22 protein-coding genes and 1 pseudogene are annotated in these 23,067 nt (G+C 42.1%); 5 read left to right on the forward strand and 18 right to left on the reverse strand.

Translation table 11 applies throughout. The annotated features are described in order from the left end of the window. Positions 1 to 10 precede the first annotated feature (10 nt). From V7K31_RS18070 to V7K31_RS18085, 4 genes are all read right to left on the reverse strand, one after another. Complete coding sequence (locus V7K31_RS18070; protein WP_335095792.1) at positions 11 to 1,267, reverse strand: RNA-guided endonuclease InsQ/TnpB family protein; 1,257 nt, start codon at positions 1,265 to 1,267, stop codon at positions 11 to 13. A gap of 385 nt (positions 1,268 to 1,652) precedes the next feature. Further along, positions 1,653 to 2,318: a nucleotide exchange factor GrpE gene (gene grpE, locus V7K31_RS18075; RefSeq protein ID WP_335095794.1), complete on the reverse strand. Its 666-nt coding sequence runs from the start codon at positions 2,316 to 2,318 to the stop codon at positions 1,653 to 1,655. A 153-nt stretch (positions 2,319 to 2,471) separates the two neighbouring features. Further along, positions 2,472 to 2,633, reverse strand: coding sequence for a hypothetical protein (locus tag V7K31_RS18080; RefSeq protein WP_335095796.1), 162 nt, complete (start codon positions 2,631 to 2,633; stop codon positions 2,472 to 2,474). 165 nt (positions 2,634 to 2,798) lie between these two features. After that, positions 2,799 to 3,062, reverse strand: a complete 264-nt coding sequence (locus V7K31_RS18085; protein ID WP_094329374.1) for a ParB N-terminal domain-containing protein — start codon at positions 3,060 to 3,062, stop codon at positions 2,799 to 2,801. A 112-nt stretch (positions 3,063 to 3,174) separates the two neighbouring features. Here V7K31_RS18085 and V7K31_RS18090 point away from each other — a divergent pair, with 112 nt between their 5' ends. Continuing rightward, a complete protein-coding gene (locus V7K31_RS18090) occupies positions 3,175 to 4,881 on the forward strand; it encodes a SpoIID/LytB domain-containing protein (protein WP_335095798.1) in 1,707 nt (568 codons plus the stop codon). A 214-nt stretch (positions 4,882 to 5,095) separates the two neighbouring features. Here the strand turns inward: V7K31_RS18090 and V7K31_RS18095 are convergent, their stop codons facing one another. The 3 genes from V7K31_RS18095 to V7K31_RS18105 all read right to left on the reverse strand — a co-directional run bounded on the left by V7K31_RS18095 (position 5,096) and on the right by V7K31_RS18105 (position 9,822). Next, the gene (locus V7K31_RS18095) at positions 5,096 to 8,095 is read right to left on the reverse strand and encodes a phytase (protein ID WP_335095799.1); all 3,000 of its coding nucleotides are present in this window, start codon (positions 8,093 to 8,095) and stop codon (positions 5,096 to 5,098) included. A 3-nt stretch (positions 8,096 to 8,098) separates the two neighbouring features. Continuing rightward, positions 8,099 to 8,269: a hypothetical protein gene (locus V7K31_RS18100; protein ID WP_335095801.1), complete on the reverse strand. Its 171-nt coding sequence runs from the start codon at positions 8,267 to 8,269 to the stop codon at positions 8,099 to 8,101. 1,253 nt (positions 8,270 to 9,522) lie between these two features. After that, positions 9,523 to 9,822: a ferredoxin gene (locus V7K31_RS18105; RefSeq protein ID WP_334824526.1), complete on the reverse strand. Its 300-nt coding sequence runs from the start codon at positions 9,820 to 9,822 to the stop codon at positions 9,523 to 9,525. Between the two features lie 580 nt (positions 9,823 to 10,402). Between V7K31_RS18105 and V7K31_RS18110 the strand changes: the two genes are divergently transcribed. From V7K31_RS18110 to topA, 3 genes are all read left to right on the forward strand, one after another. Beyond that, entirely contained in the window at positions 10,403 to 11,422 is a 1,020-nt protein-coding gene (locus V7K31_RS18110; RefSeq protein ID WP_335096088.1) for a Gfo/Idh/MocA family protein, read from the forward strand. After that, entirely contained in the window at positions 11,422 to 12,207 is a 786-nt protein-coding gene (gene map / locus V7K31_RS18115) for a type I methionyl aminopeptidase (RefSeq protein ID WP_335095802.1), read from the forward strand. The genes V7K31_RS18110 and map overlap by 1 nt, the downstream gene beginning before the upstream one ends. A gap of 281 nt (positions 12,208 to 12,488) precedes the next feature. Beyond that, on the forward strand, positions 12,489 to 14,660 hold the full coding sequence (topA, locus tag V7K31_RS18120) for a type I DNA topoisomerase (protein ID WP_335095803.1): 2,172 nt from the start codon (positions 12,489 to 12,491) through the stop codon (positions 14,658 to 14,660). A gap of 230 nt (positions 14,661 to 14,890) precedes the next feature. Here the strand turns inward: topA and V7K31_RS18125 are convergent, their stop codons facing one another. The 7 genes and pseudogenes from V7K31_RS18125 to V7K31_RS18155 all read right to left on the reverse strand — a co-directional run bounded on the left by V7K31_RS18125 (position 14,891) and on the right by V7K31_RS18155 (position 18,026). Then, complete coding sequence (locus V7K31_RS18125) at positions 14,891 to 15,166, reverse strand: type II toxin-antitoxin system RelE family toxin (RefSeq protein ID WP_335095804.1); 276 nt, start codon at positions 15,164 to 15,166, stop codon at positions 14,891 to 14,893. Beyond that, positions 15,159 to 15,410: a type II toxin-antitoxin system Phd/YefM family antitoxin gene (locus tag V7K31_RS18130; protein WP_334860944.1), complete on the reverse strand. Its 252-nt coding sequence runs from the start codon at positions 15,408 to 15,410 to the stop codon at positions 15,159 to 15,161. Before V7K31_RS18130 ends, V7K31_RS18125 begins: the two co-directional genes overlap by 8 nt. A gap of 328 nt (positions 15,411 to 15,738) precedes the next feature. Further along, positions 15,739 to 16,110, reverse strand: coding sequence for a hypothetical protein (locus V7K31_RS18135; protein ID WP_335095805.1), 372 nt, complete (start codon positions 16,108 to 16,110; stop codon positions 15,739 to 15,741). Positions 16,111 to 16,192: 82 nt separating this feature from the next. Beyond that, a pseudogene (locus tag V7K31_RS18140) lies at positions 16,193 to 16,306 on the reverse strand (phosphoribosyltransferase); the annotation flags it as partial. Between the two features lie 238 nt (positions 16,307 to 16,544). Further along, positions 16,545 to 16,844: a HigA family addiction module antitoxin gene (locus V7K31_RS18145; protein WP_190893843.1), complete on the reverse strand. Its 300-nt coding sequence runs from the start codon at positions 16,842 to 16,844 to the stop codon at positions 16,545 to 16,547. Positions 16,845 to 16,854: 10 nt separating this feature from the next. Continuing rightward, on the reverse strand, positions 16,855 to 17,133 hold the full coding sequence (locus tag V7K31_RS18150; protein WP_094328751.1) for a type II toxin-antitoxin system RelE/ParE family toxin: 279 nt from the start codon (positions 17,131 to 17,133) through the stop codon (positions 16,855 to 16,857). 377 nt (positions 17,134 to 17,510) lie between these two features. Then, on the reverse strand, positions 17,511 to 18,026 hold the full coding sequence (locus V7K31_RS18155) for a phosphoribosyltransferase (protein ID WP_335095807.1): 516 nt from the start codon (positions 18,024 to 18,026) through the stop codon (positions 17,511 to 17,513). An 82-nt stretch (positions 18,027 to 18,108) separates the two neighbouring features. Between V7K31_RS18155 and V7K31_RS18160 the strand changes: the two genes are divergently transcribed. Beyond that, entirely contained in the window at positions 18,109 to 19,560 is a 1,452-nt protein-coding gene (locus V7K31_RS18160) for an MFS transporter (protein WP_335095808.1), read from the forward strand. Positions 19,561 to 19,972: 412 nt separating this feature from the next. On the opposite strand, the gene rpmA is transcribed toward V7K31_RS18160, so the two are convergent. The 4 genes from rpmA to aat form a co-directional block, all read right to left on the reverse strand. Beyond that, positions 19,973 to 20,269, reverse strand: a complete 297-nt coding sequence (rpmA, locus tag V7K31_RS18165; protein WP_179068071.1) for a 50S ribosomal protein L27 — start codon at positions 20,267 to 20,269, stop codon at positions 19,973 to 19,975. A 30-nt stretch (positions 20,270 to 20,299) separates the two neighbouring features. Beyond that, on the reverse strand, positions 20,300 to 20,707 hold the full coding sequence (gene rplU, locus V7K31_RS18170) for a 50S ribosomal protein L21 (RefSeq protein ID WP_335095810.1): 408 nt from the start codon (positions 20,705 to 20,707) through the stop codon (positions 20,300 to 20,302). A 722-nt stretch (positions 20,708 to 21,429) separates the two neighbouring features. Continuing rightward, complete coding sequence (locus V7K31_RS18175; RefSeq protein WP_335095812.1) at positions 21,430 to 22,323, reverse strand: hypothetical protein; 894 nt, start codon at positions 22,321 to 22,323, stop codon at positions 21,430 to 21,432. 153 nt (positions 22,324 to 22,476) lie between these two features. Next, the gene (gene aat / locus V7K31_RS18180; protein ID WP_335095813.1) at positions 22,477 to 23,052 is read right to left on the reverse strand and encodes a leucyl/phenylalanyl-tRNA--protein transferase; all 576 of its coding nucleotides are present in this window, start codon (positions 23,050 to 23,052) and stop codon (positions 22,477 to 22,479) included. Positions 23,053 to 23,067 lie beyond the last annotated feature (15 nt).

A 23,067-nucleotide genomic window follows, 5' to 3' on the forward strand; every position in this document is an offset into this window, starting at 1 on the left:
ACTCCCCACCTTATGAGTACATTGAAGGTGGGGATTCTACATTCACAGTCAGAACTTGCCCTAGCAGATTTGCACCAACTAGCATAGAGGCTCCGACTCCTGTAGCGTTACTTTCCTTGTGTCCCAAGGTAGCTTTTGCAAGATTCAGAATATTTTTTGCAGCGTTAACATCTCTTTGCAACTCACATCCACAACTACATTTATGGGTGCGAGTTGAAAGAGATTTTTTAACAACTATCCCACAATCACTACATTTTTGAGATGTCATTCTAGGATTAACGGCAACAATAGTATTGTTAAATTTAACCGCGAAATATTCTAACCAATGACGGAAAAGACCCCAAGAGACATCGTTAATACTCTTGGCTAGACAGTGATTTTTTACCATGTTCTTAACGTTTAACTCTTCATAGGCTACTAAGGCGTTAGCCTTGCATACGCAGCGTCCCAGTCTCTTGGAATGCTCATTACGTTGCCTACTTACTCTTAAATGTTTTCGAGCATATCTCTGTCTTGCTATCCGTCGTTGATTTTTTCCTTTCTCCTTTTTATAGATTTGACGCCCGGCGTATTTAATTGACTTTTCAGCTTTTCTCAAAAATCTCGGATTTTCTTCATGATGTCCATTGGAATCGGAGTAAAAATGCTCTAATCCCACATCAAGACCGATCTCACCATTATCTACTCTTGATCCTAAAGTGACTTCTATATCCAGACAGAATTGGACGTAAAAGCCATCAGCACGTTTAACAATTCTGACTCGCTTAATCGACTTGACAGCATATGTATGAATATCCCATTTACCCAATAATTTGAGTTCACCAATAGCTTTTTTATCAGTAAAGGTAATTTGTCTTTTGGTCTGATGCAAAGACCATCCACAAGTCTTGTACTCAACTGAACGGTTATCATGCTGAAACCTGGGATAACCGCGAAATGCGCCACGGGGATACTCCCCGGTGGACACTTTCGCCTTTTTACCGACTTTGCCTTTTTTACAATTATCGTAAAACCTTGATATTGCTGTCCACGCCCTTTCAGTTGCAGACTGACAAGCCATTGAATTTAATTCTTCAACAAATACAAACTCTTTACGCAATGCTGTAGAGTAATTATTTAAAGCTATTTTGTTTATTTTCGATTCTCTTGGTGAGTCCATCCAGAAGCGAATAGCCTTATTCCTGATGAATTGAGTTGTACGAATAGCTTCTTCTATAGCAGCCGTCTGTTTTTTATTGACTACTGCTTTATACTCTAATACTAACACTGCCTTATCACCCCCTTGTTATTTTTGATATACTCTAACTGTAGAGTATTTTTTGGAGTAAATCAAGTGGTTAGACAAAGAAAAATGCAGTTCAATATTAGTGAAGAGGAATATCAAATTATCAAGGAATACTCCCAGAAAAAACAACTGTCTATGGCCGAAATTCTTAGAGATTATATTAAAACCCTCGCATCAATTAATAAGAAATAGCGATCTTCCTCATACATCTGTCCTCTGTCTTACCTGCGGTAAAAATCAATGTTCCTGATGCAATCGTCAATCGCCGCCTTACATCCCCACCGTGCAGACGGATGGGGTATTACGGCGTTTTGATAAACGCAGAGATATATATAAGAGGGAAGCGAATATTTGCGTCCTAACTCCCTTAAACAGGACTCACTTTAGCTCTGTAAAGCAGCTTCTCACCTTGAAGGTAGCCAGTGTAGCGCACCTTGACTATTTCACCTAGTTGTGCAGTTCCCTCCATTAATTGGTGCAGTTGGGGGTTATAAGGTAATTCTACTCCCACGGGTGCGATCGCTTCCACTCCCCACGCCTGTAAAAGTTTTTCTAGGGGTTTCTGTACCAACGGCACTATTTTGACTGCTGCTAGCTGGGGATTTTCTTGCGCTTTCTGTGCTGCTGTTGGCCATTGCAATAATAAAGACTCCAGCAGTTGCAAAGTTGACTGTTGATGTTCTTGTAGTAATATCTCTCGCTGCTGTTCTATTTGTTGCTGCGATCGCTGGTACTCTTTTCTTAAATCTGCAATTTCTTCTAATAATTCCTGAGTAGATGCTACTTTCTCTTGTAACAACTCTACGCTTGAAAAAGTTGCGATTAATTCATTCAATGACATCTGTAGCACTGGCGACAGCTTGAGCAGCACATCTACCCGCATCTGCTCTAGTTTTCCTTGTCGTAACCGCAAAAGTTGACGCTCTGAGACACCAGCAGCGCGACTCAGCGCTTTAAAACTAGAAATATCTACCTGTTGCATTAAATCTTGCAACTTTTGGGTATGGGGCATTGGGCATTGGGTATTGGGCATGGGGCATTGGGCAAAAAGGTGGCAGAAAACTAAGCGTCTGATATCCGTAGAAAGCTACAGAACGTCTTAGGGATTTCCAAGAAATAAATTATTCAATCTTGTGGGGTGGGCATCTTGCCCGCCTTTGGTTACTGGGCGGGCAAGATGCCCACCCTACAATAAATAATTGGATATTTTTTTATTTGGAAGTCCCTTACAGCAGGAATTGATAGAAGCCAAAGCGTTCTGTGAAGCAAACCCAGAATCGGCAATTTTAGCCCTACTCGCCTCGTCAATGCCGATATTTATATTTTTGACTGTTACTTTCGATGACATAATTTTCTCTTAATTAGGTTATATGTAATTGGGGGTTGAGTATTGGGCACAGTGAGTTAGGAGTTAGGAGTAGAGACGCGATTAATCGCGTCTGTACAGGAGTTAGGAGTTATTTCTCTCCCTCTGCTTACCCATGCCCCATGCCCCATGCCCACTCCCCATTCTCTATGCCAAGTGCATCTTCAAAACGCTCCGGGGTGCTTTACGGACTCTGGCTAAAACGGTTTCTTTGCCTAAACGCTGGCAAGCTTCATACCGATGGCAACCAGAAAAGCCATAATATTGTCCATCTACTTCTAGGACATCGATAGGTTCTTGCTGCCCAATCTCCGCAATCGATTCCATTAAAGCTTGCACTTTATTTGGATCGTTTACACGGGGTAACGGCCGTTTTATCTGATTTAATGGAATTTCTTGGACTCTAACCATAAGGAGTTTATCCAACTAGTTCTGTTTTCTGTCTCTAAATAAATCATAGTCGTTATGACTTTGTTTTGCAACTACTTTGGGCAAGACTGCTAATGATATCATTGGAGCACTCATGCGACAAAAAAACCGCGCTACAAAGCAATTGGAAAATCAGCTCCAACACCGCATTAAGGGGCAGAATCAGGTAGCCATGAAATTTTCGTTTTGGCGTTTTTCCCGCACTGTGCTGACAACATTTTGTCTATTGGGACTAACTGCTGCATCAGGTCCTGAGAGCAACATCCAGGATATGGAACTGAAAATTGGGATTGTGCAGCGATTTGGCTCACAACCCACAGCCAAGCTGCAACTCGAACCCACAAAAGGCGATCGCTTAAAGCTAAGATTTAAAGCGGGTAACAAGCAGCAAATCCTGTTTACCAAGAACGCTGTAAAGCTGGAAACTCTCATGCAAGCTTTACCCCAGTCAGCAGTTGAAGAAGTGGTAGTCTTAGGCACATATCGCACCTTTGAAACTGCGGAAGACAGTGCTAATAAATGGCGTTCTCAGGGAATGGAAGTGGAAATAGCCCAGCCAGAACGCTGGCAGGTTTGGGCAAAACGAGATGTTTACAGCACTCCTTTACTGCGACGCTTGCTCTTGCACAACATCCAAGCTTCTACCACAGAAAAAGTATATCTTGATACTAAAATTTTGAAGCAAGTGCCGCGAGTGAGTTGGGTGGTGGATGGTAAGCGCTACAGCCCGAATGATTTAGAAATTAGCACTGATAAAAATTTGATTCGGGTGAATAAAAGCGAAAAACCAGAAAATGCTCGTCTTTATGCTGGGCAACTGAACTTGCAGCCAAATGCTTATGGCACATACACTCTAGTTAACCAAGTACCCTTAGAAACTTATTTACGTGGGGTTTTGCCTTACGAAATAGGCACGGATGCACCAAAAGCGTCCCTGGAAGCTCAAGCAATTCTCGCCCGGACTTATGCCTTGAGAAATTTACGCCGGTTTGCCGCAGATAACTATCAGTTGTGTGCTGATACTCACTGCCAAGTTTATTATGGGTTAAATGGAGCGGCTGCTAAAACAGACCAAGCGATCGCCTCAACTAGAGGTAAGGTACTAACATATAAAAATGAACTAGTAGACGCGCTGTATTCTTCCACCACTGGTGGCGTCACCGCCTCCTTCAGCGATGTCTGGAATGGTGATGATCGTCCTTATCTGCGTCCTGTACTGGATGCTCCGACTAATTTTTGGAACTTGTCTAAGCAGAGTTTAGCAGATGAAAAGAACTTCCAGAAATTTATTAATATCCAACAAGGATTTAATGAAAGCAAGTGGGATATGTTTCGTTGGCACAAGGAAACCCCTTTAAAGGATATTATCAAAGACTTGCAGAAATTTTTGCAGGTGAAAAACAGTCCCGATGCCAAATTTAAGACAATTCAGGCTATGGCAGTAGTGAAGCGAAGCCAGAGTGGACGCATCCTTGATCTCGCGGTTAAAACTGATCACAGCACCTTTGTTCTCCACAAAGACGAAGTTCGTAGTGCCTTTGCTGCTCCTAAAAGTACGCTATTTTACATACAACCCCTGAACAAAGGCAAACCCGAACTGTGGGGATACGCTTTTATTGGTGGTGGATTAGGACATGGAGTTGGCTTGAGTCAAACTGGCGCTCAAAATTTAGCAAAATTAGGTTGGTCAAGTCCAAAAATTCTCCAATTCTACTATCCTGGTACTCAGATTGAAATTCTCAGCAAAGGGACTAGTACCGCAGGGCGGAATTCAAAATTCAAAATTCAAAATTCAAAATGAATACAGGGTAAGCGTTTTATTGATTTGGAATGGGTGGTTTATTTACGCCGTGCTGTACTAGACTTTAAGCATACTTAAATAACGCGATGTGCAACTTTCTCTCAAATCTAACCCCCAACCCCTTGCCTACTAGCGTTGGGGAGCAAGAATCAAAGCCTCTCAGGAGTGGGGGAGACGTTTAGAGAGGGGTCAGACTAAATCTATCGAACTCACGTTAAGCCACAACACTAGCAGAGAAAACGAAGTCATTTGCAGTCAGGTTAGTTGAGGTAATTCCCAACAATGAAGCCAACTCTGTATTGCCGGTTTTCACTAAGGTATCACTACCCTGTTGCAATAGTGTTAAAGCACTAAACTGAGTGACACCAATACCGCCCAGCCCGATTTTATCAATGCCAATTGTAAAATCAGTGACGATGTTCTTGCTAGCTGGCAGACTGGCATTAGCAATCCAGAATTGGTCAGCACCAGCACCACCATTCAGGCGATCGCTACCTCCTTGACCAGCAAATAGCACATCATCACCATCGCCACCAAACAATGAGTCATTGATATTGGAGAAGAGTTTATCATCACCAGAACCACCGTAGAGACGGTTCTTACTACCGCCACTAGTGAGGGTATCATTGCCTGAGCCACCGAATAATGATTGACGAGAACCTTCAATGACTGTGAGACTATCATTACCTGCGGCTCCAAACAAATTATTACTACCATTGGCTTCGACTACGGTAATAACGTCATTACCATTGCCACCATCAGCATTGGTATTTTCAGCCGGGCCGTTCTGACCAATTACAATTTGATCGTTACCATCTTTGCCGGATACTGAAGAGTTACTCCCAACCAATACGGTATCATCAGCGTTTCCAACCTGGATTGTATTACCTTCAGTACCCTCTACAAAATCTGCTCCGTCACCTGCAAAGAGTGTTTGTCCTGGCTGAACTGTAACATTATCGCTGTTGGTAGAACCGAAACTGTTCGTGAAAGTAGGCTGTACACCTGTGAGGTTAACAGGATTGCGGGGATCGTAACTAGTAGTATCGATATTTAGAGCATCCGGTAAGGCATTGGCAATATTCTCCCAAGGTACCAGCTTAAAGTTAGAGTTGACGTTTTCGCCATCGATTGTCTTGGCAGGTTCATTAGAGCCGTCTTGGGTGACAAATAAACCAAATGGGAAGTTAGACCCCAGTGGCACGTTAATTACATCTGCACCATCTGACTCTTGTACGCTCTCAATTGACCCATTGTTACCAATGGCAAAGTTACCCACATATTCGTTGTTGCCTTCACGAGTGTAGGCAACAAAGGTGCTGTCGCCTTGGCTGGATGCTAGCAGGTAGCCTGTGCCGTTTTTGCCGTAATAAATGGTCAACCCTTCGGCGTCATCGGTGAGGTGAGAACCACCCTCAAAACGAACGCGATCAATCAGCTTGCCTGTTATACCACCGTCCGGTTCTGCCTGGAATTTCCAGATGCCCACATCTTCTTGGGCTATGTAGAGAAAGCCGGTTTCTTGGTCAACCACCATACCCTCTGTTTGGGGAGAACGATCTGCTGCTGTGGATGAGGGGATAGTGAACTCCCGCACTAGTTCCGCTCCAATTTTGCCATTACCTTTGTCAATCAATTTGAACTGAGCTATATCTCCAGTTTGGCGACGACTGGTAAATACATAGTAATCATTAGTTATGGGGCTACGGTATAAGGTAACTCCGTAAGAACTGCGAGTTGATGCCGAATAGGGAGGTTCAAAAGGTGATGCTTGGAAGATAGTACCAATATTGCTATCGGTGATATTTTCCAAGTATTGTCCGGGGGTGGTGGGGTTGGGGTTAATTTTCAAGATTGCTAGTTGCTCATTTTGGCGATCGCTAGCTACGGCAATATCTATCGATTGATTGCCTAATTTAAAACCGTATTGCAGGTCAATATTGTTGTAGCAAATACCACCAGGATTAACTGTTTGCAACAAATTACCAGACAAGTCATAAACCCGCAGTCCAGCATTTTTGACTGAGGTCAGTACTAGGCTATCAGCAGCATTTGTGGCATTAACATAGATGGCAGGATCATCAGCATCTGCACGTTGAGATGTGGGGAGTGCCGGATCATCAAACAGATCGGGACGGGTTTCTACTGTGGGTGCAGCAGTGGGAACTAAGTCTGCACCCAAGGTGAGGATTTGGGTATATTGGGTGGTACCAAAGTTGTTATCACTCACCAGCACAATGGACTGACGACCATCTGCTAGTTTGGGGCCGAAGGTAATACCCTCAATGTTATCTACTCCTGTGGGGTGATTGGTGTCAGTAGGCAGATTTAGATCATTTAAATTCAACAGTAGACGTTTTTGAGCAGGTGCGATCGCTGCTAGTTGTTCAGCACTCAAACTGCTGAGTGAGTCAATGGAGCTAATGTCTGCTGCACCTTGTAGAGAAACTTCGTAGATTTTGATGGTGTCGCCTACACCTTGAGCAAAAGAGCGTTCCAACGCTAAGAAGGTTCCTCGGTTGTCGATGGCGAGTAAATCTGCCAAACCATTGTTACTGGAGCCTGTGCTAGGGTTGGGTGCTTGGGCGATCTCATCAGTAATATAGAGATATTCCTTTTCTGGCTGTCCAGTCACCAGATTGTATTGCAGAATCCGGGAACGGCTGCCACTGGTGAGTGAAGCGATTAATCCATCTTGGGACAGGGCGTTTTCAGTAGCGGTGAATAGGGTTTTTTGGTCAGGTGTAATGGTGAGGCTTTCAAATGCTAAGTTATTATAAACGCCTGATGTCTGCGTATCACCTGCATCAACAATACTATCGCCGTTGGTATCCTGAACTACTGGCAGGAACTTGCTGGGAACAGGTAGCGAGCGCACCTCTTGCCCTGTGGTCAGGGAAAACTCTTTAATAAAGGGATTGGTAACACGACCAGCAGTAGGATTGACTTCACCCTCTGAAGATATAAAGACTGTCCCATTATTGGTTAAAGCAATACCTTCAGGGTCGAGACTGTTTAGTGGAAAAAACTTGCCGTTGGTATCTTTTAGGGGTGTGACATTAGTAAAAATCACCCCGGAATCGGCGGTAGTGAAGGTATAAAAGCGGGCGGGGGCAACTTGGGAGCGATCGTCTGAGATCGCGTAGTAACGGTTGTTAACTGCATCGTAAGTGACACCAGAAAGTCCACCCACTGGAGTCTGTATCCCATTCACAGTTCACGCCACGCCAGCACGAATAAAGCCTGTGGGAAAAATACTCTGCGTCACAAATCCAACATTGGGAATAGTTTCACCCGGTTCCGTTGCGCCAGTTTGCACATCTGCTTCAGGGTTAGGATTCAAAGAAGCATTGAACTGGAAAAAGCGAATTGTATTAGTAGTTACCATGTTTAATTCTGAGATAGATTCTAGACGTTTTAAAAATTGAGAGTGGGCGTTTCTAGCAATTCGTCAGTTGTGGTCAGGTTGCCACCACGGTAAAATTCATTAATAACGATCTTGGGCATAAAAACTTCTTCGTTTAATTGTGTGAAGGTGCGATCGCACCTTCACTTTGTGTCAAAGTGATAAAAGGTATATGCTGAGAAACCAACAGGATTAGAAGTCTCTATAAAATTTGCCTTCCAAACTACTATTTTTAGTGGTTGTCATAAGACACTTACATATCTAACAGGACTTACACAAAAAGGCAGTGAAAGCCCTGATTTCCCGTAGGGGCAATTCATGAATTGTCCCTGAGCGCGTGTAGTTTTGCGTAAGTCCTATCTAATTTTTCGTATTAATTCTTAATTGATTGGGCAACCTAAACTTATCCCAGTCAGATTAAGAAATAGCTAGCTATAGGTTAAAACAAAAAATAATTGCAGATTTGCGAATGCTTTTGTGCCACAGTAATTATTCTCAGTCATATATCTTGAGCAAATGGCGTAGTCGGCAAAACTGAGAATAGCTATTTTTTCGATAGACCTACATATGTCTTTATCTGACTAAGTTTCAAGCTTTGCTACCCTCTTAATAAATTGGAAAAATTCTCAGCTAAAACACATCTAAAAACTTTCATATCTAAAATATTGTGTAGTAAGCTGCGATATTTTCATCCAACATCACGTTATAATCAATCTGCAATCAATACAAGACCTTTATAGAAATATAATCACGTTTAGAAGTGAATTTGATCGGAGTAATTTTGATGATCAACTAATCCAAGAAAAATTTCCAGACTATTTAATTTAAATGAAGTTTTGCAAATTGCAAATGGTACTAGCTTAGAGGCTCAAAGCATAGGAAACGCCAAAAAGCTAGTAATTGTCAAAAACTCAACTTCCCCATCACTTCTTTTACCTGTGGTAAAAATTAGTAATAGGGCGTTTCCTTTTTGATTCGCTTACCTACACTCCCTGCCTTGTCTACGACACGCTGCGCGAACGGCTGAGGAAGGGGAATTACGCGATACTGTTAAAAAATCAAGCAGGAACATTGGAAATTTTGTGTTCCTGCTCAACACGAAATTAGGCTTTTTATCAAAATCGCTTTAAGAAGTACACACGGCATCGGAAGGGTATATAACCCTAGATGCCCTGCTTCTATTTTGCCAACATTAGTCACTCTTGCAAGAGGTTTATTGTTGAGGGGACTAACTCTTAGTAGAGTTCTTCTTCTTTGTGAGTTTCGATTGTCACATTGGAGGTTGGGTAGGCAACACAAGTCAGCACATATCCGGCTTCTATTTGATCATCATCTAAAAATGACTGATCACCTTGATCAACAGTACCCGATACTAATTTACCTGCACAGGTCGAGCAAGCACCAGCGCGGCAAGAGTAAGGGAGGTCAAGACCAGCTTCTTCGGCAGCGTCTAGAATATAGGTATCGTCATCAACGTCAAGTGTTTCCTTCAGCCCCTCGGCCTCGTTGATTAGTGTGACTTTAAAAGTTGCCATTGAGTAATCCTCTCTTTTTCAAATGACAGTATAAGTTATCTTAAGGCAAAGGTAACGGCTATTCTGTGGGATTAGCCGCTCGTTAAAATTTGCTTCAATTCTGATACTACGAGAAAAATTAAACGATGTAACTGGAAATTGAACCCGATTAGTAATGAAATTTAGTTGCTTAATCCTGATAAGTTTTATTTATATTATTTCCTGCCCCAGCCAGGCTGTGATAAAAAAAAACTATCTTAGGGATGAAAAAACATGAATAGGATTAATGCCACCGATATTTTGTCGGACTTACGCAGAAAAGCTCCTCAACTTCCTTAAAAAGCAGAGATGTTTCATTCGATCAGGTAGAGATTTTGTCAATCTTATGAGCGAGAAATAAGCTTTGAGTTGGTAAGCCAAAAATTACCGCAACGAGTCCGTAAATTTAAGTGCGTTCTGTGCAACTCTTAGAGACGCTCCGCGATCGCTATGATAATTGTTGGATCAGATTTTTTAATCACCTGATTTTTTCGGGTTAGACGCTTGTAAATTAGCGCCTTTTAGGAAACTGGCAGAATGAAAAACAGAACTAGTGAAGATCATGTATAATCCAGAAGCAGCTTTGGAAAAAGCAAGAGTGCGTGTAGGTTTGGTAGGTACTGGGTATGCGGCCAAGTTTCGGGCTAAGGCATTTCTCGATGATCAGCGATCGCATTTAGTCGCAGTTGTTGGTCATTGTGCAGAAAAAACAGAAACCTTTGCCAAAGAATACCAGATTGAAGCCTTGAGTTCTTGGCAAGAGCTAGTAAAGCGGGAAGATATAGACCTAGTAGTGATTTGCACTATTAATCGAGATCATGGTGCGATCGCTCGTGCAGCCCTTACCAATGGCAAACACATAATTGTAGAGTATCCCATTTCATTAGATGTGGTCGAAGCTGAGGAACTGATCGCTTTAGCAAAAGCACAACAAAAACTCCTGCACGTTGAACACTTAGAACTTTTGGGTGGTTTGCATCAAGCCTTAAAGCAAAACTTAGCCAAAATTGGTGAGGTGTTTTATGTTCGCTACAGTACCATCAATCCCCAGAATCCTGCACCCCGCAAATGGACTTATAACCACGAGTTGTTCGGTTTTCCCTTAATTGGTGCCCTGTCTCGCCTACATCGTCTCACCGATTTGTTTGGTAAAGTATTTACAGTTAACTGTCACCAGCGATATTGGGAAATAGAACCGGAATATTACCAAACCTGTTTCTGCACTAGTGAACTGTGCTTTAACAGTGGACTTTTAGCCCAAGTAGTCTATGGCAAAGGTGAAAGTATTTGGCAATCAGAACGCAAGTTTGAAGTTCACGGTGAAAAAGGTGGTTTAATTTTTGATGGTGACACAGGAATTTTCATCCAGCCAGGGGAAACAACACCTATAGAGGTTGCCCCTCGCCAGGGTTTGTTCGCCAAAGACACGAGTATGGTGTTAGATCATCTTTTTGATGGCACTCCTTTGTACGTTACCCCAGAGGAAAGCTTGTATACCCTAAAAGTTGCTGATGCTGCACAAAGAGCTGCACAGACAGGGTTAACTATGTTTATGAAAGATACTTTAGGTGACAAAAGTTAATGAAAACTGAACTAATTGTGATTTTATCCCAGCGAGAATTAGACAAAATGCGTCAAGCTGGGCGTTTAGCAGCTAAACTTCTCCAGCATCTCGAACCGTTTGTGAAGCCAGGAGTTAGCACTCTTGAACTCAATGATGAAGCCGAACGTTGGACACAAGCGCATGGAGCAAAAAGCGCACCCCTTGGTTATAAGGGTTATCCTAAATCGATTTGCACTAGTGTAAATGAGGTAATCTGCCACGGCATTCCCAACGCCAAGCAAATCCTCAAGGAAGGTGACATCATTAATATTGATGTGACGCCGATTGTTGAAGGTTATCACGGTGATACATCCAAGACATTCTTTGTCGGCACTCCTTCCCCAAAAACGAGGAAGTTGGTAGAGGTGACAGAGAAGTGTCTCCGCCTGGGTATTGCTGAAGTTAAACCTGGGGGACGCATTGGCGACATTGGTGCAGCCATTCAAGAGTATGCTGAAGCACAAGGCTTTTCTGTGGTGCGAGATTTTGTTGGACACGGCATCAGTAACATTTTCCATACTGCACCGGATGTTCCTCATTATGGCACACGCGGTAAGGGCAAGCGCCTCAGACCAGGGATGGTTTTTACTATTGAGCCAATGATTAACGAAGGCACTTACGAAGTCGAGGTTCTGGGCGATAAGTGGACTGCTGTAACGCGCGATCGCCTACTTTCGGCTCAATGTGAGCATACCTTAGCTGTAACTGAAGATGGGGTTGAAATCCTTACCCTACCAGAAGGCGAGAATTACTGGGCTGGTTGATTTTTCTACTACTTGATTAACCTATGACTCAAACTCTTGCTGCGGAAAACGTCACACTTGAGCAACTAATATTGCTCTATGGATTAGAGTTAGTTGATTCGGAAGAATTATTGAGTCTAAACAGGTTGCTTATTCGGTAGAAGCAGGACTTGACCAAATTCTGGCATAGATGCTGGCTGCTCTCCAGTCACAAGATGTAGTATTTGGCATGATTGCAATTGCCAGTTTATTTGCTCCAAATCGCAAAATATTCAACATAGAGCATCGAGAACGTAGTTGCTATGATCAAACGCCTCCTTGTGGTAGAATCTCCCGGAAAAGTCAAAAAACTCAGTCAAATTCTGGGTTCAGATTGGAAAGTTCTCGCCAGTTGTGGTCACATCCGAGAACTCAGCAATGAAGGCGATGATTCTTTGGGCTTTGTCATGGACGGCAATAATGTCCGGTGCAATTATGTCCCGCGTGACCAACGAGCGAAAGAAACAATCCAGAAGCTCAAGTCTGCGGTGAGGCAGGTTGATGAAGTTATTTTAGCAACTGACCCAGATCGGGAAGGGGAAACGATCGCTTGGCATCTCAAAGAAACGCTGGGTTTAAGAGAACCGAAACGAGTAATTTATACTGAGATTACAGCATCTGCGGTGCAGAGTGCGATCGCTAATCCCAGAAAGTTAGACCAAAATTTGATCGGTGCTGGGCTGTGCCGAGATTGCCTAGATAAGTTGGTGGGTTATAAGGGTAGCCCTTTAGTTTGGGCATTAAATAACGGCGCTAAGAGTGTTGGCAGAGTCCAAAGCGCGACGTTGCACTTGATTTGTCAGCGAGAAAACGAAATTCTGGCTTTTGTCCCCCAAGATTACTGGAGTGTCTGGGTAGATTATGCTGAAGGATTCCGGGCTTTTTACAAAGGGACGGTCGATTCTGCAAAAGATGCACCAGACCAAGAAACTGAAACTCACGATGACGCGAAGGTAGGTAATAGTACAGAAACACCAGAGTCTAAACGCGTTCTTTCCGAAGCAGAGGCAACACGTTTAGTTGAAGAAGCACAGCGACATCCTCATCAGGTGATTCATTTTGAAGGAAAAATCGTTAACCGCCAGCCACCGCCACCATTTACAACTTCCAGCCTTCAGCAAGCAGCCGGTTCAAAGCTGAGGTTTGCTCCTGACAAAACTATGCTTGTCGCCCAAAAGCTCTATGAGGCAGGGCTGATAACATATATGCGAACAGACTCAGTGATGCTGAGTCCTGAATTTTGTGCCAGTGCCCGTAAATGGTTAGAGCAAAATGATCCGCAGAATGTACCGCAGCAAGTTGCCAAGCATCGTAGTAGCAAATCGGCTCAAGAAGCACATGAGGCGATTCGTCCAACGGATGTGTTCCGTCCCTCAGTTCAATTGCGCTCTGAACTTCCTGATGATCAGTTTAATCTGTATGTGATGATCTGGAAACGGTCAATTGCCTCTCAGTGTCGTGCTGCCCAATTGCGTAAAACTTTGGTGATTACTCAGTCTGGCTCTTTACTGTGGTCAGCTAGAGGGCAAGTGATTGAATTCTACGGTTATGCTCGGTACTGGAACAATCTCAGCAAAGATAGTGTTTTACCTTCATTACAACACAGACAAGCATTGAAACTGGAGAATGCTGGACATGAGCAGAAGCAGACGCAGCCACCACCCCGTTATAGTGAACCTAAATTAGTACAACTGATGGAACGTAAAGGAATTGGTCGCCCAAGTACTTATGCTCCTACTGTTGCTACTTTAAAAAAACGAAATTATGTCGAGTTGATAAAAGACCATCTCCAACCGACAGCGTTAGGGTTAGAAGTTGATGCGTTTTTGCTCAAAGCACTGCCGGATTTATTAGAGGCAGAATTCACAGCAAAAATGGAAGATGCCCTTGATGCAATCTCCGAAGGAAAAAACTCTTGGCAGGATTATTTAACTAGTTGGAATCAGAATTATTTTGTACCAGCGCTCTCCAAAGCTAAAACTATAGTTCCAAGTTCCTCAATAGGTAAAGCTAATGTGATAACTGAGCGCAAATATGAAACTTCCAAGACTCGATGCCCTGAATGCAAAAATTTTCTCGCCAAAATTCCGAGTACTAAGGTTAAAAAGAAATATTTCCTAAAATGCACAAAAGGCTGTGAAAATGTTGTGCTGTTTTGGAGCGACTTTAACAAAACTTGGCAGCCACCACAAACTAAAGCAGTCCAAGCTGAAAATCAACAAAAGCCTCCTGTGAAAACGACGGCATATCCCTGCCCAGTATGTAAGAAACCTCTAGAGGAGTACAGTTATATAAAAGATGGGCAGAGTAAGACAATGTTGCGATGTTGTGACCCGCGATCGCGTCAGGATACTAAACATAAAGATGTGGCTTATTTCAGTACGCAAAAAGGCTGGTGGAGTCCTAAGTTTGGGGAGTTAGGAGTTAGGAGTTAGGAGTTAGGAGTTAGGAGTTCTATTAAAATTCTCGTTTCCAGCCAGAGGCTGGAAATGCTGCTCATTGAGGCTCTGCCGCGAGTACGGGAGGCGGAGCCTCACATACGCATTCCCAGTCTCTGACTGGGAACGAGACAATCTCTAAGTTTGTAGACTGGCTTTCACGTAAAGTTGACACCGATGCTCCAGAGCAAACGCATCTACGCATCTAAATTTTGACCGAAGTGCGATTACAAATTTTTGTAGACTTCACCATCATTTCGCTTACCAATGCGAAAAACATCAATCAATTTGCTTTCTTCATCAATCGTGTAGAGAATTCTATATTCACCTTTAGAAACACGATAACCACCCTCATAGCCTTTCAAGGCTTTGCAATCTTGAGGTTGAGAATTGCCTTGAAGCGAAAGGATTTTAGATACAACCTGCTTATAAAATTTCGCTTGCAAATCCAGCAAATCTTTTTCAGCAGTCTTAGCAATTCTCAAACTGTAGCGTTCACTCATTTCCACGCTTGGTACTAATTGCGTCTAAGTTAGTAAACCCATCATTTTCCTCAATTGCACGACGAAGTGTTTCAGAATCAATGGCATCTTCAACAGCTTCAAGCAATTTCAAATCATCAAGACCGATAATTGCTACGGCAGCTTTACCATGACGCTGGATTACAATACGCTCACCCTTATACTCAGCACGATTAATCAGCTCTTGGAAGTTTGCACGAGCTTCTGTTGCACTTATTGCAGTCATAGAACTTCACAAAATTAAATAATTGATGCTAATCAAAATGTAAGTTTTGTACAAATTGCTAAAAATATACAAAATTTACGTTCTGTACTAATCTTACACAATGGATAGAACAATTTCCAGAGTAAAAACTAAAATAGGATTTACGCAAAACTACACGCGGTAGGGGCAATTCATGAATTTCCCCTACCTGAAAATTAGGGTTTTGGCTATTGTTTGCATAAGTCCTGTAAGTCCTGGGTCTGGGCTTAACTCTGATTTCTCACAAGTGAGAAAAAATCATGGGGGTCGGCTGTAAAATACAAGCGACCAATCCAAAAGTGTGCTAAATCTAACGAGAAAAACCTTTGCCTGGGCGTTTTGAGGGATTGGTATCTGCGACCTTATCAGCCGCGTCTTGAATATCTTTCCCTAATTGTTTTAGTGGCTCTTTTACTCCGTATTCGATTACATCTGACAAGGGCGCTCCCTCATATTCGCCATTAATTGAGATGCCTTGGATACGGACATCAGATTCACCGCTAATTCCTATGTCACCACTGATATGAGCCATTACCTGTAGGGCTTTATCTCCACCACCTGTCCAATTTAAATCAGTGGACGATATATCATTAATGCGTTCGTTTAATCCTTCAACTGCTTGGCGAAGCATAGATATTTCATCAACAAGTTTTGACAGAACTTGCAAAAATTCTTCGTTCATGGGCGTTATTTTCCTTTTAGTGTGTGTAATGCACCGGGGTTTGACCTGCATACCTCATTGAAAATAGATCATAGTATTTAAGTCAACACACTTGACTGACCTTAGCCGCAAGTTCAGCGATGTTCATCTGCTCGTAGTGTTCAAAGGGTTGGTGAATCCAGGGGTTGTTAGGCAGATAATCAACATAATAATCGGGGTTCTACCGATCCCCTTATGCAAAATCGGGTTGAAAATCCTTAAAAGCTTTACCCCGTAAGTATTTCAACCAAAATAATATGTTTAAGCTTGATAAGCCTTGCCTTATAAGACTTTCACCCTGATTGAGGTTTAATTACCATAAGGGGATCGGTAGAGCCGTAATTTATTTAAAATCTGTATAATTAGAAGCCCAGAGGGATGTCTCTGGGCTTTACACATTCTATTTAGACTGCAAGTTAAAAAGGCTGTAAATTGATAGGAGATATTTTTTTCAAACTTTCAGATTCTTGTGCAGCATTCCAAAGATCGTAGTTTTGCTGAAGATTTAACCAAAGTTCTGGAGTCGTTTGAAAAGCTATTGCTAAACGAAGCGCCATAGTGGGAGAAACACCAGCTTGCTCATTTACAATTTCTGAAACTGTTTTACGTGAGACATCTAAAATCTCAGCTAGCTGAGTATTGGTCATTTTTAAAGGTTCTAAATATTGACGCTTAATCAAAGCACCAGGATGTCTCGGCTTTCTTTTCGTTATCATAATCAAATTCCTAGTGATAATCTTCGTAATCAACAACGTAAGCATTACCATCTTCAAATTGAAAGGTTACACGCCAATTTCCAGATACTTTTACCGACCATTCATTTTTTCGATCACCTTTTAACTGGTGAAGCCTAGAACCTGGGTATCTCATGTCCTCAACTTGAGAAGATGCATGAAGTCTATCAAGAATATCTAGTAATTTTTCTGCGTGTTTAGGCTGAATACCGCTTCTATCATCAAGTTCAAAAAGTTTTTCCAGTCCTTTATGCTTAAACGTTTTGATCAATATCTAAATCGTAACCCTAAGGGTTACAGTTGTCAACTGTACATATATTACTCGGTTAGTTGTAATTTCTAATCAAAAACAAGATCGAATCTCGCGTTGCCTCAATTGGCAGCTTATATCTGAAAAAAATTACCCATCACGAATGCTTTCAAACACCTTCGGAGTCAAATCGTTGTAGGCTTTGGATCGCAGGGTCTAGTCTAACAATGAAAATAAATCGGCACGGACACGCCAAGGTTCTAACGCAGTCAGAGATGCAGAATAAGTTTGCCAATTTTGGCAAAATATAGTAATAAATCTGGTGAGCCAAAAAAGCTCACTCCATAACCTTTTTTAATTCTTAATTTTGAATTCTGCGTAGCGATACTAAGTGTTTATCAACACGGACTGACCTTAGTGGCAAGTTCGGCGAGGTTCATCTGCTCGTAGTGTTCAAAGGGTTGGTAAATCCAAGGGTTGTCAGCCAAGTAATCGACATAATAATCGGGTGTTATAACTGAACAGGCTTTATACCAAAGAACGGCGGTGCGGATTTCCTCTATGGGGAAATCAGTATTTCGCTTGAGCCAAGGTATAGTATATTGCAGTGTGATCCCAGAGTCTACTAAGTCATCCACTAAAAGAATGCGCGAACCTAGCTTTTCGGCAGTCATCGTCAGGTGGCGCGAGAAAATTAAATTACTTCTTTCTTGCTTGCTAGCACCTCTGTAAGATGAGGTTGCTAAAATTGCCAGTGGTTGCTGGTATATACGGGAAAGAATATCTCCAACTCGTAGTCCTCCTCTAGCAAGACAGATAATCTGGTTGAATTCCCAACTGGATTGATAAATCTGAATAGCCAGTTGTTCAATTTTTTGGTGATAATCTGACCAAGAAACATAAAGGTCTGACATAAGTCTAACTGGAGTGGTAGATAGCTAGTATTGAAGGCGATACGATCGCAAACTTATTATTTTAGTATGAGTGCAAGTTATTATGAACGATTCTGCTACTGATGGTGATGCCCAACGAGATCCTCTAAGTCAAAAACTCGACTTTAAAACAAAGCTGGCTTACGGTGCAGGGGATTTAGGCCCAGCAATTACTGCAAATATCTCAGTATTTTATCTGCTGTTTTTCTTTACCAATATCGCTGGTATCCCTGCGGGTTTAGCTGGCAGCATTTTGATGATTAGCAAAATCTGGGATGGCATAAATGATCCGCTTGTCGGGTTCCTGAGCGATAAAACGAAATCTCGTCGTTGGGGCCGTCGTCTGCCTTGGATGTTTTATGGAGCAATTCCCTTTGGAATTTTCTTTTTCTTGCAGTGGATTGTACCGCAATTTAGGGCAAATCAGAGTGATAATATTTGGCCGTTGTTCTTATACTACGTGGGGATTGGGGTGCTATCTCAGTCCTTTTTCACAGTTGTGAATTTGCCTTATACGGCAATGACTCCAGAACTAACTCAAGATTACGACGAACGCACCAGCCTTAACACCTTTCGATTTACATTTTCCATTGGTGGTAGCATTCTGTCGTTGATTTTAGCGCAAATTGTTTTTTCCCAAATTGCCGATCGCCAACAACGATATCTCGTTTTAGCAGCAATTTGTACTGTAATTTCGATTTTGGCATTATATTGGTGCATTTTTGGAGTCCGCGATCGCATCCGGGCTTTTGAGGCCAAACGCATTCAAGCCGAAGAACCTGCATCTATCCCCTTCTTGGAACAACTAAAAATTGTCTTTAGCAACCGACCTTTTCTATTTGTTATTGGTATATATCTTTTTTCTTGGCTAGGTGTGCAGATTACAGCCAGCATTATTCCCTATTTTGTAGTCAATTGTATGGGCCTTAAAGAATCAGATGTGCCCACACTGCTGATTGCAGTGCAAGGAACTGCCCTGCTGATGCTATTTGTCTGGGGGGCGCTGAGTAAAAAAATCGGCAAAAAACTTGTTTATTTTCTGGGAATGAGTTTATGGATCATAGCTGCTGCCGGACTATTTTTCTTACAACCTGGTCAAATAATTTTGATGTATGTGATGGCTGTGATGGCCGGTGTTGGTGTATCTACAGCTTATCTAATTCCCTGGTCGATGATTCCAGATGTGATTGAATTAGATGAACTCCAAACCGGACAACGCAGAGAAGGCATTTTTTATGGCTTTATGGTTTTGCTACAAAAATTTGGTTTAGCTTTCGGGCTGTTTTTGGTAGGAAATACTTTACAAGCATCGGGTTTCAAAGCATCTGTAGCCGGAAGTCCACTACCCATCCAACCGGAATCGGCACTGTTTGCTATTCGTATTGCCGTTGGCCCCATACCTACAGTTTGTTTGATTCTTGGCTTAGTTTTAACGTATTTTTACCCGATTACCCGCGAGATGCATGCAGAAATTATGCTGAAACTCAAAGAACGGCAAGAGAAAAAGGGGAGTTAAAATAATTCGTTAGGACTAGCCCTTTCAAGGTGTATTAATGTTCTGTGTTTTCTGGGCTAAAATCTTAGCAGTTGAGACATGGGGCTTGTTCTTAAGATAAGTTCGTTTTGGTTGAGCAATCTTTGGGCCTCTTGGGTGGCGGTGAAAAGCTCTCAGCTTGGCAAGACCTGCCTTCTGGTTTGAGAATTTGCGATAATTCCATGAAGGTTATGTTGTGGAAAATACCCCATTCTTCAGGGGGAATCGCAATCATCATCCCCCGGTAGGTATCACCAAAAATAGAGTTAGTCTAGCTTTTGCCCAAAAGTCTTAAGAATCTCTGACTAGAGGCGCAGAGAGTGTCAAGCAAATCTGATCATCAGATCAGTGCTAACTAGCGATTAAGGTGGGCACTGTTACCCACCCTAACACTCTAACTTGCTACTGCCTCAGCCGGGGCTGCCTCAACAGCAGCTACGGGTAAGTAAACACTAACTTTTTTACGAGTTTTGCCCTTTCTCTCAAAGGTTACAACTCCGTCAATTAAGGCAAACAGAGTATCATCGCTACCAATACCGACGTTGTTACCAGGGTGAAATTTGGTGCCACGCTGCCGCACGAGAATGTTTCCTGCACGTACAACTTGACCGCCATAACGCTTGACACCCAGACGCTGGGCATTAGAATCACGACCGTTACGTGTACTACCTGTTCCTTTCTTATGAGCCATGATTTCCTCTTGTTTATCTACTTCTTTTTATTATTCAGCAGCGATTTCAACTTCTTCGGCAGCAGTCTCATCTTTAACGGGGATTTCCTCCTCCGTTGCTCCTTGGGCAGCAAACACTGCACCGTTAAGGGTGATGGAGTCAATCATAAGTCTGGTAATTTCCTGACGATGCCCCCGCTTTTTGCGGGTTTTCTTTTTCGGCTTCATTTTGTATACCAGAACTTTACGACCCCTATAATGTCGCATTACAGTCCCTTCTACGGTCGCGCCTGTCACTAGTGGCTGTCCAATGGTGACTTCGCCATCGTGCTGCACGAGCAATACGGAGTCTATTGTAACTTTTTCATCTGGTTCGTTCGTAAGCAGTTCAATGTCATAAAACCGCCCTGGCTCTACTCGTATTTGTTTGCCGCCAGTTTCAATAATTGCGTAGGTCATGGAATTGTCCTTGAGGTTGCCGTACAGGTAGCTGGTTTTTATCTCCTGTAGAGAAGCTTCTGCCAGCTTTTGTAATATGTCTACCTGATCCGAGCAGGAATTAGACAGACAATCTAATATACTATTTTATTAACAGGTATGAAGTCAAGCTCTAACAGGATTTTTGGATTTGGCATTGGTGTCTTGTCAATGTTGTTCTGTCGTTCTGTCCAAACGACAACCACTACACCGTTCCTAAAAAGCCGATTCGGATCCAGCGTTCTTCGCCATAATCAAAACGCTCATCAGAGCTTTATCAGCATGGAATTGTCAAAAATTACGAGGACATCTGCAAAATCAATTCGATGTTTACGAATATTTTCAAGATTCTTTGTTTCGTCCCACTCAAACTGTATCAAAGCTTAATGAACAATATAGAAACATTTAAGCCCATTATCGCTTATTCCAGATGAATAACAAATCCTGCGATCGCACTTCTCATCGTGGAAGTGGTTAAGATTGTGAGTAGAAAAAGATGTTGGGTTTCCTAGCGCCAACTCAACCTACAAGATTAGCGATCGCATTTCCGCAATACAACTAAGAAGTGCAGGAACCTCTTCCCAGAAGCCTCCTTCCTCTACTGGATGAATGACTACTTTGATTTTCATCGCTTATCTAATTCATCACTGAGCCTAAATAAGCAACTAGAGCTGCTTGTCTACTTAATGCTAAAATCAATAATGCTATTGTTCATTCATCCACTCTGAACAAGAGTCACAGAAACTAAAATTCCAGGAAAAACCTGTCATTACTCCCCCACATCTACCACACTCTGTTAGAGGGTTAACACTATTGCACTCTGAGTTGCTACATATACCCTCAAATTCCCCAAGAATAATCAGAGTTTCTTGATAGCAGTCTGGGCATATGGTAAATGGGAAGTCTATTCCTTTATTTGTTCTATATTCTTTTTCTATTTCTTTGATAATATCCTTACGTTTACGCTTAAATTTTTTCAGCCTAAACTGAATATCTTGATTCCATTCTTGTCTTCTTGTTTGCTCAATTCGTTTCCATATTGAATCAATAGTATGTATCTTTTTCTGAAGTTCTAAACTTTCAGACGAAGCTTCAATATTTATCTGAAGCTCATTAACAAGAAATCTATCAATTAACTCCAAAAACTTTGAAATATTCGTCCATAAACCATATCTATTGGTAGAAAACTTATAATGCTCAAACTGATTTCTAATATCCTGAACAGTCCTAATGACTTCAAGCTCATCCTTAGAAAATATCACTTTAGGGCCAATCTCAAGCCTTTCTAACGCCTCATCTAGGTCAATTGTGTTAGGAGTCTTGCCAGAAGATATTTTTTGTTTTACTTCATTGACTCGCCCTTTAAAGATAAGTTCTGGTAAATGACGCGAAAGACGTTCTTTGAGAAGCAACAGAAAGCCAGAGAACAGATGCAACACACCATATTTGTAGCTACTTATAGTTATATCTGTAGCGCTTGAATACTCTCTAAGCACATGCGCTTCATCAAAAAGTTCATCTATTCCCTTAAGTATGAAGTCAACTCCATTATCAAGCAAGTTCAGTTCAAGTATAGTCTCAGATTCTTCGTTACTCATGGAAAATATTGTTATCCCAATCTCGGCTTTTCACAAATAATCTCGAAATTACGCCCTCAGCACCAAAAAGCTGCTTTATCAAATGCCCGATACAATTTGGCTCAAGCACTATTTTTACACAACAGGAAAAGCTATGTTAAAAAGTTTAGAACTCTATATTAAAAAACAATGACGTAGCAACGCTTGCTTAAGTAAACCTTGATATTCTTTATCCCCAAGCCGATAAGCACCAAATCTTTCCAAATTGGGATTCATCATTTGGCCATCAAAAAACACAAATTTCCTCTGGCGCAATCTTTCCACTAACTTAACCATCGCCACCTTCGAGCCTTCAGGAATGCGATAAAACATCGACTCGCCAATGAAAGCCCCACCAATGACAATCCCCAAAATTCCCCCAGCTAGTTCGTCACCTTGCCAAGTTTCAAAACTATAAGCGTAACCCTTCTGATAAAGTAGCCAGTAAATCTCTTGTAATTCCGGTGAAATCCAAGTTGTCTCTCTATCAGCACACCCAGCCACCACAGCCTCAAAATCACGGTTAATCGCCACAGTAAACCGTTCTTGATTGAGAACACGCTGCAAAGACTTAGGGTAACGAAACCGTTCATCCAAAGGAATAAAAGTCCGATCGCGACTTCCGTACCAACTCAGGCGATCGCGCTCATCAGCCATGAGAAAATAGCCTTGTGCATAGCCTTCAACAATAGCAGCGATATCATATTGCATAAATAAATATAAAAA

The organism is Nostoc sp. (assembly GCF_036917675.1).
Classification (GTDB): Bacteria; Cyanobacteriota; Cyanobacteriia; order Cyanobacteriales; family Nostocaceae; genus Nostoc.

Coding starts and splice junctions, on each gene's coding strand:
- V7K31_RS18090 (WP_335095798.1), top strand. CDS start 3,175: ATGCGACAAAAAAACCGCGCTACAAAGCAATTGGAAAATCAGCTCCAA.
- V7K31_RS18085 (WP_094329374.1), bottom strand. CDS start 3,062: ATGGTTAGAGTCCAAGAAATTCCATTAAATCAGATAAAACGGCCGTTA.
- V7K31_RS18100 (WP_335095801.1), bottom strand. CDS start 8,269: ATGGTAACTACTAATACAATTCGCTTTTTCCAGTTCAATGCTTCTTTG.
- rpmA (WP_179068071.1), bottom strand. CDS start 20,269: ATGGCTCATAAGAAAGGAACAGGTAGTACACGTAACGGTCGTGATTCT.
- V7K31_RS18080 (WP_335095796.1), bottom strand. CDS start 2,633: ATGTCATCGAAAGTAACAGTCAAAAATATAAATATCGGCATTGACGAG.
- V7K31_RS18155 (WP_335095807.1), bottom strand. CDS start 18,026: ATGTCAGACCTTTATGTTTCTTGGTCAGATTATCACCAAAAAATTGAA.
- V7K31_RS18125 (WP_335095804.1), bottom strand. CDS start 15,166: ATGAGTGAACGCTACAGTTTGAGAATTGCTAAGACTGCTGAAAAAGAT.
- map (WP_335095802.1), top strand. CDS start 11,422: ATGAAAACTGAACTAATTGTGATTTTATCCCAGCGAGAATTAGACAAA.
- V7K31_RS18145 (WP_190893843.1), bottom strand. CDS start 16,844: ATGATAACGAAAAGAAAGCCGAGACATCCTGGTGCTTTGATTAAGCGT.
- V7K31_RS18110 (WP_335096088.1), top strand. CDS start 10,403: ATGTATAATCCAGAAGCAGCTTTGGAAAAAGCAAGAGTGCGTGTAGGT.
- V7K31_RS18160 (WP_335095808.1), top strand. CDS start 18,109: ATGAACGATTCTGCTACTGATGGTGATGCCCAACGAGATCCTCTAAGT.
- V7K31_RS18130 (WP_334860944.1), bottom strand. CDS start 15,410: ATGACTGCAATAAGTGCAACAGAAGCTCGTGCAAACTTCCAAGAGCTG.
- aat (WP_335095813.1), bottom strand. CDS start 23,052: ATGCAATATGATATCGCTGCTATTGTTGAAGGCTATGCACAAGGCTAT.
- V7K31_RS18105 (WP_334824526.1), bottom strand. CDS start 9,822: ATGGCAACTTTTAAAGTCACACTAATCAACGAGGCCGAGGGGCTGAAG.
- grpE (WP_335095794.1), bottom strand. CDS start 2,318: ATGCCCAATACCCAATGCCCAATGCCCCATACCCAAAAGTTGCAAGAT.
- V7K31_RS18135 (WP_335095805.1), bottom strand. CDS start 16,110: ATGAACGAAGAATTTTTGCAAGTTCTGTCAAAACTTGTTGATGAAATA.
- rplU (WP_335095810.1), bottom strand. CDS start 20,707: ATGACCTACGCAATTATTGAAACTGGCGGCAAACAAATACGAGTAGAG.
- topA (WP_335095803.1), top strand. CDS start 12,489: ATGATCAAACGCCTCCTTGTGGTAGAATCTCCCGGAAAAGTCAAAAAA.
- V7K31_RS18175 (WP_335095812.1), bottom strand. CDS start 22,323: ATGAGTAACGAAGAATCTGAGACTATACTTGAACTGAACTTGCTTGAT.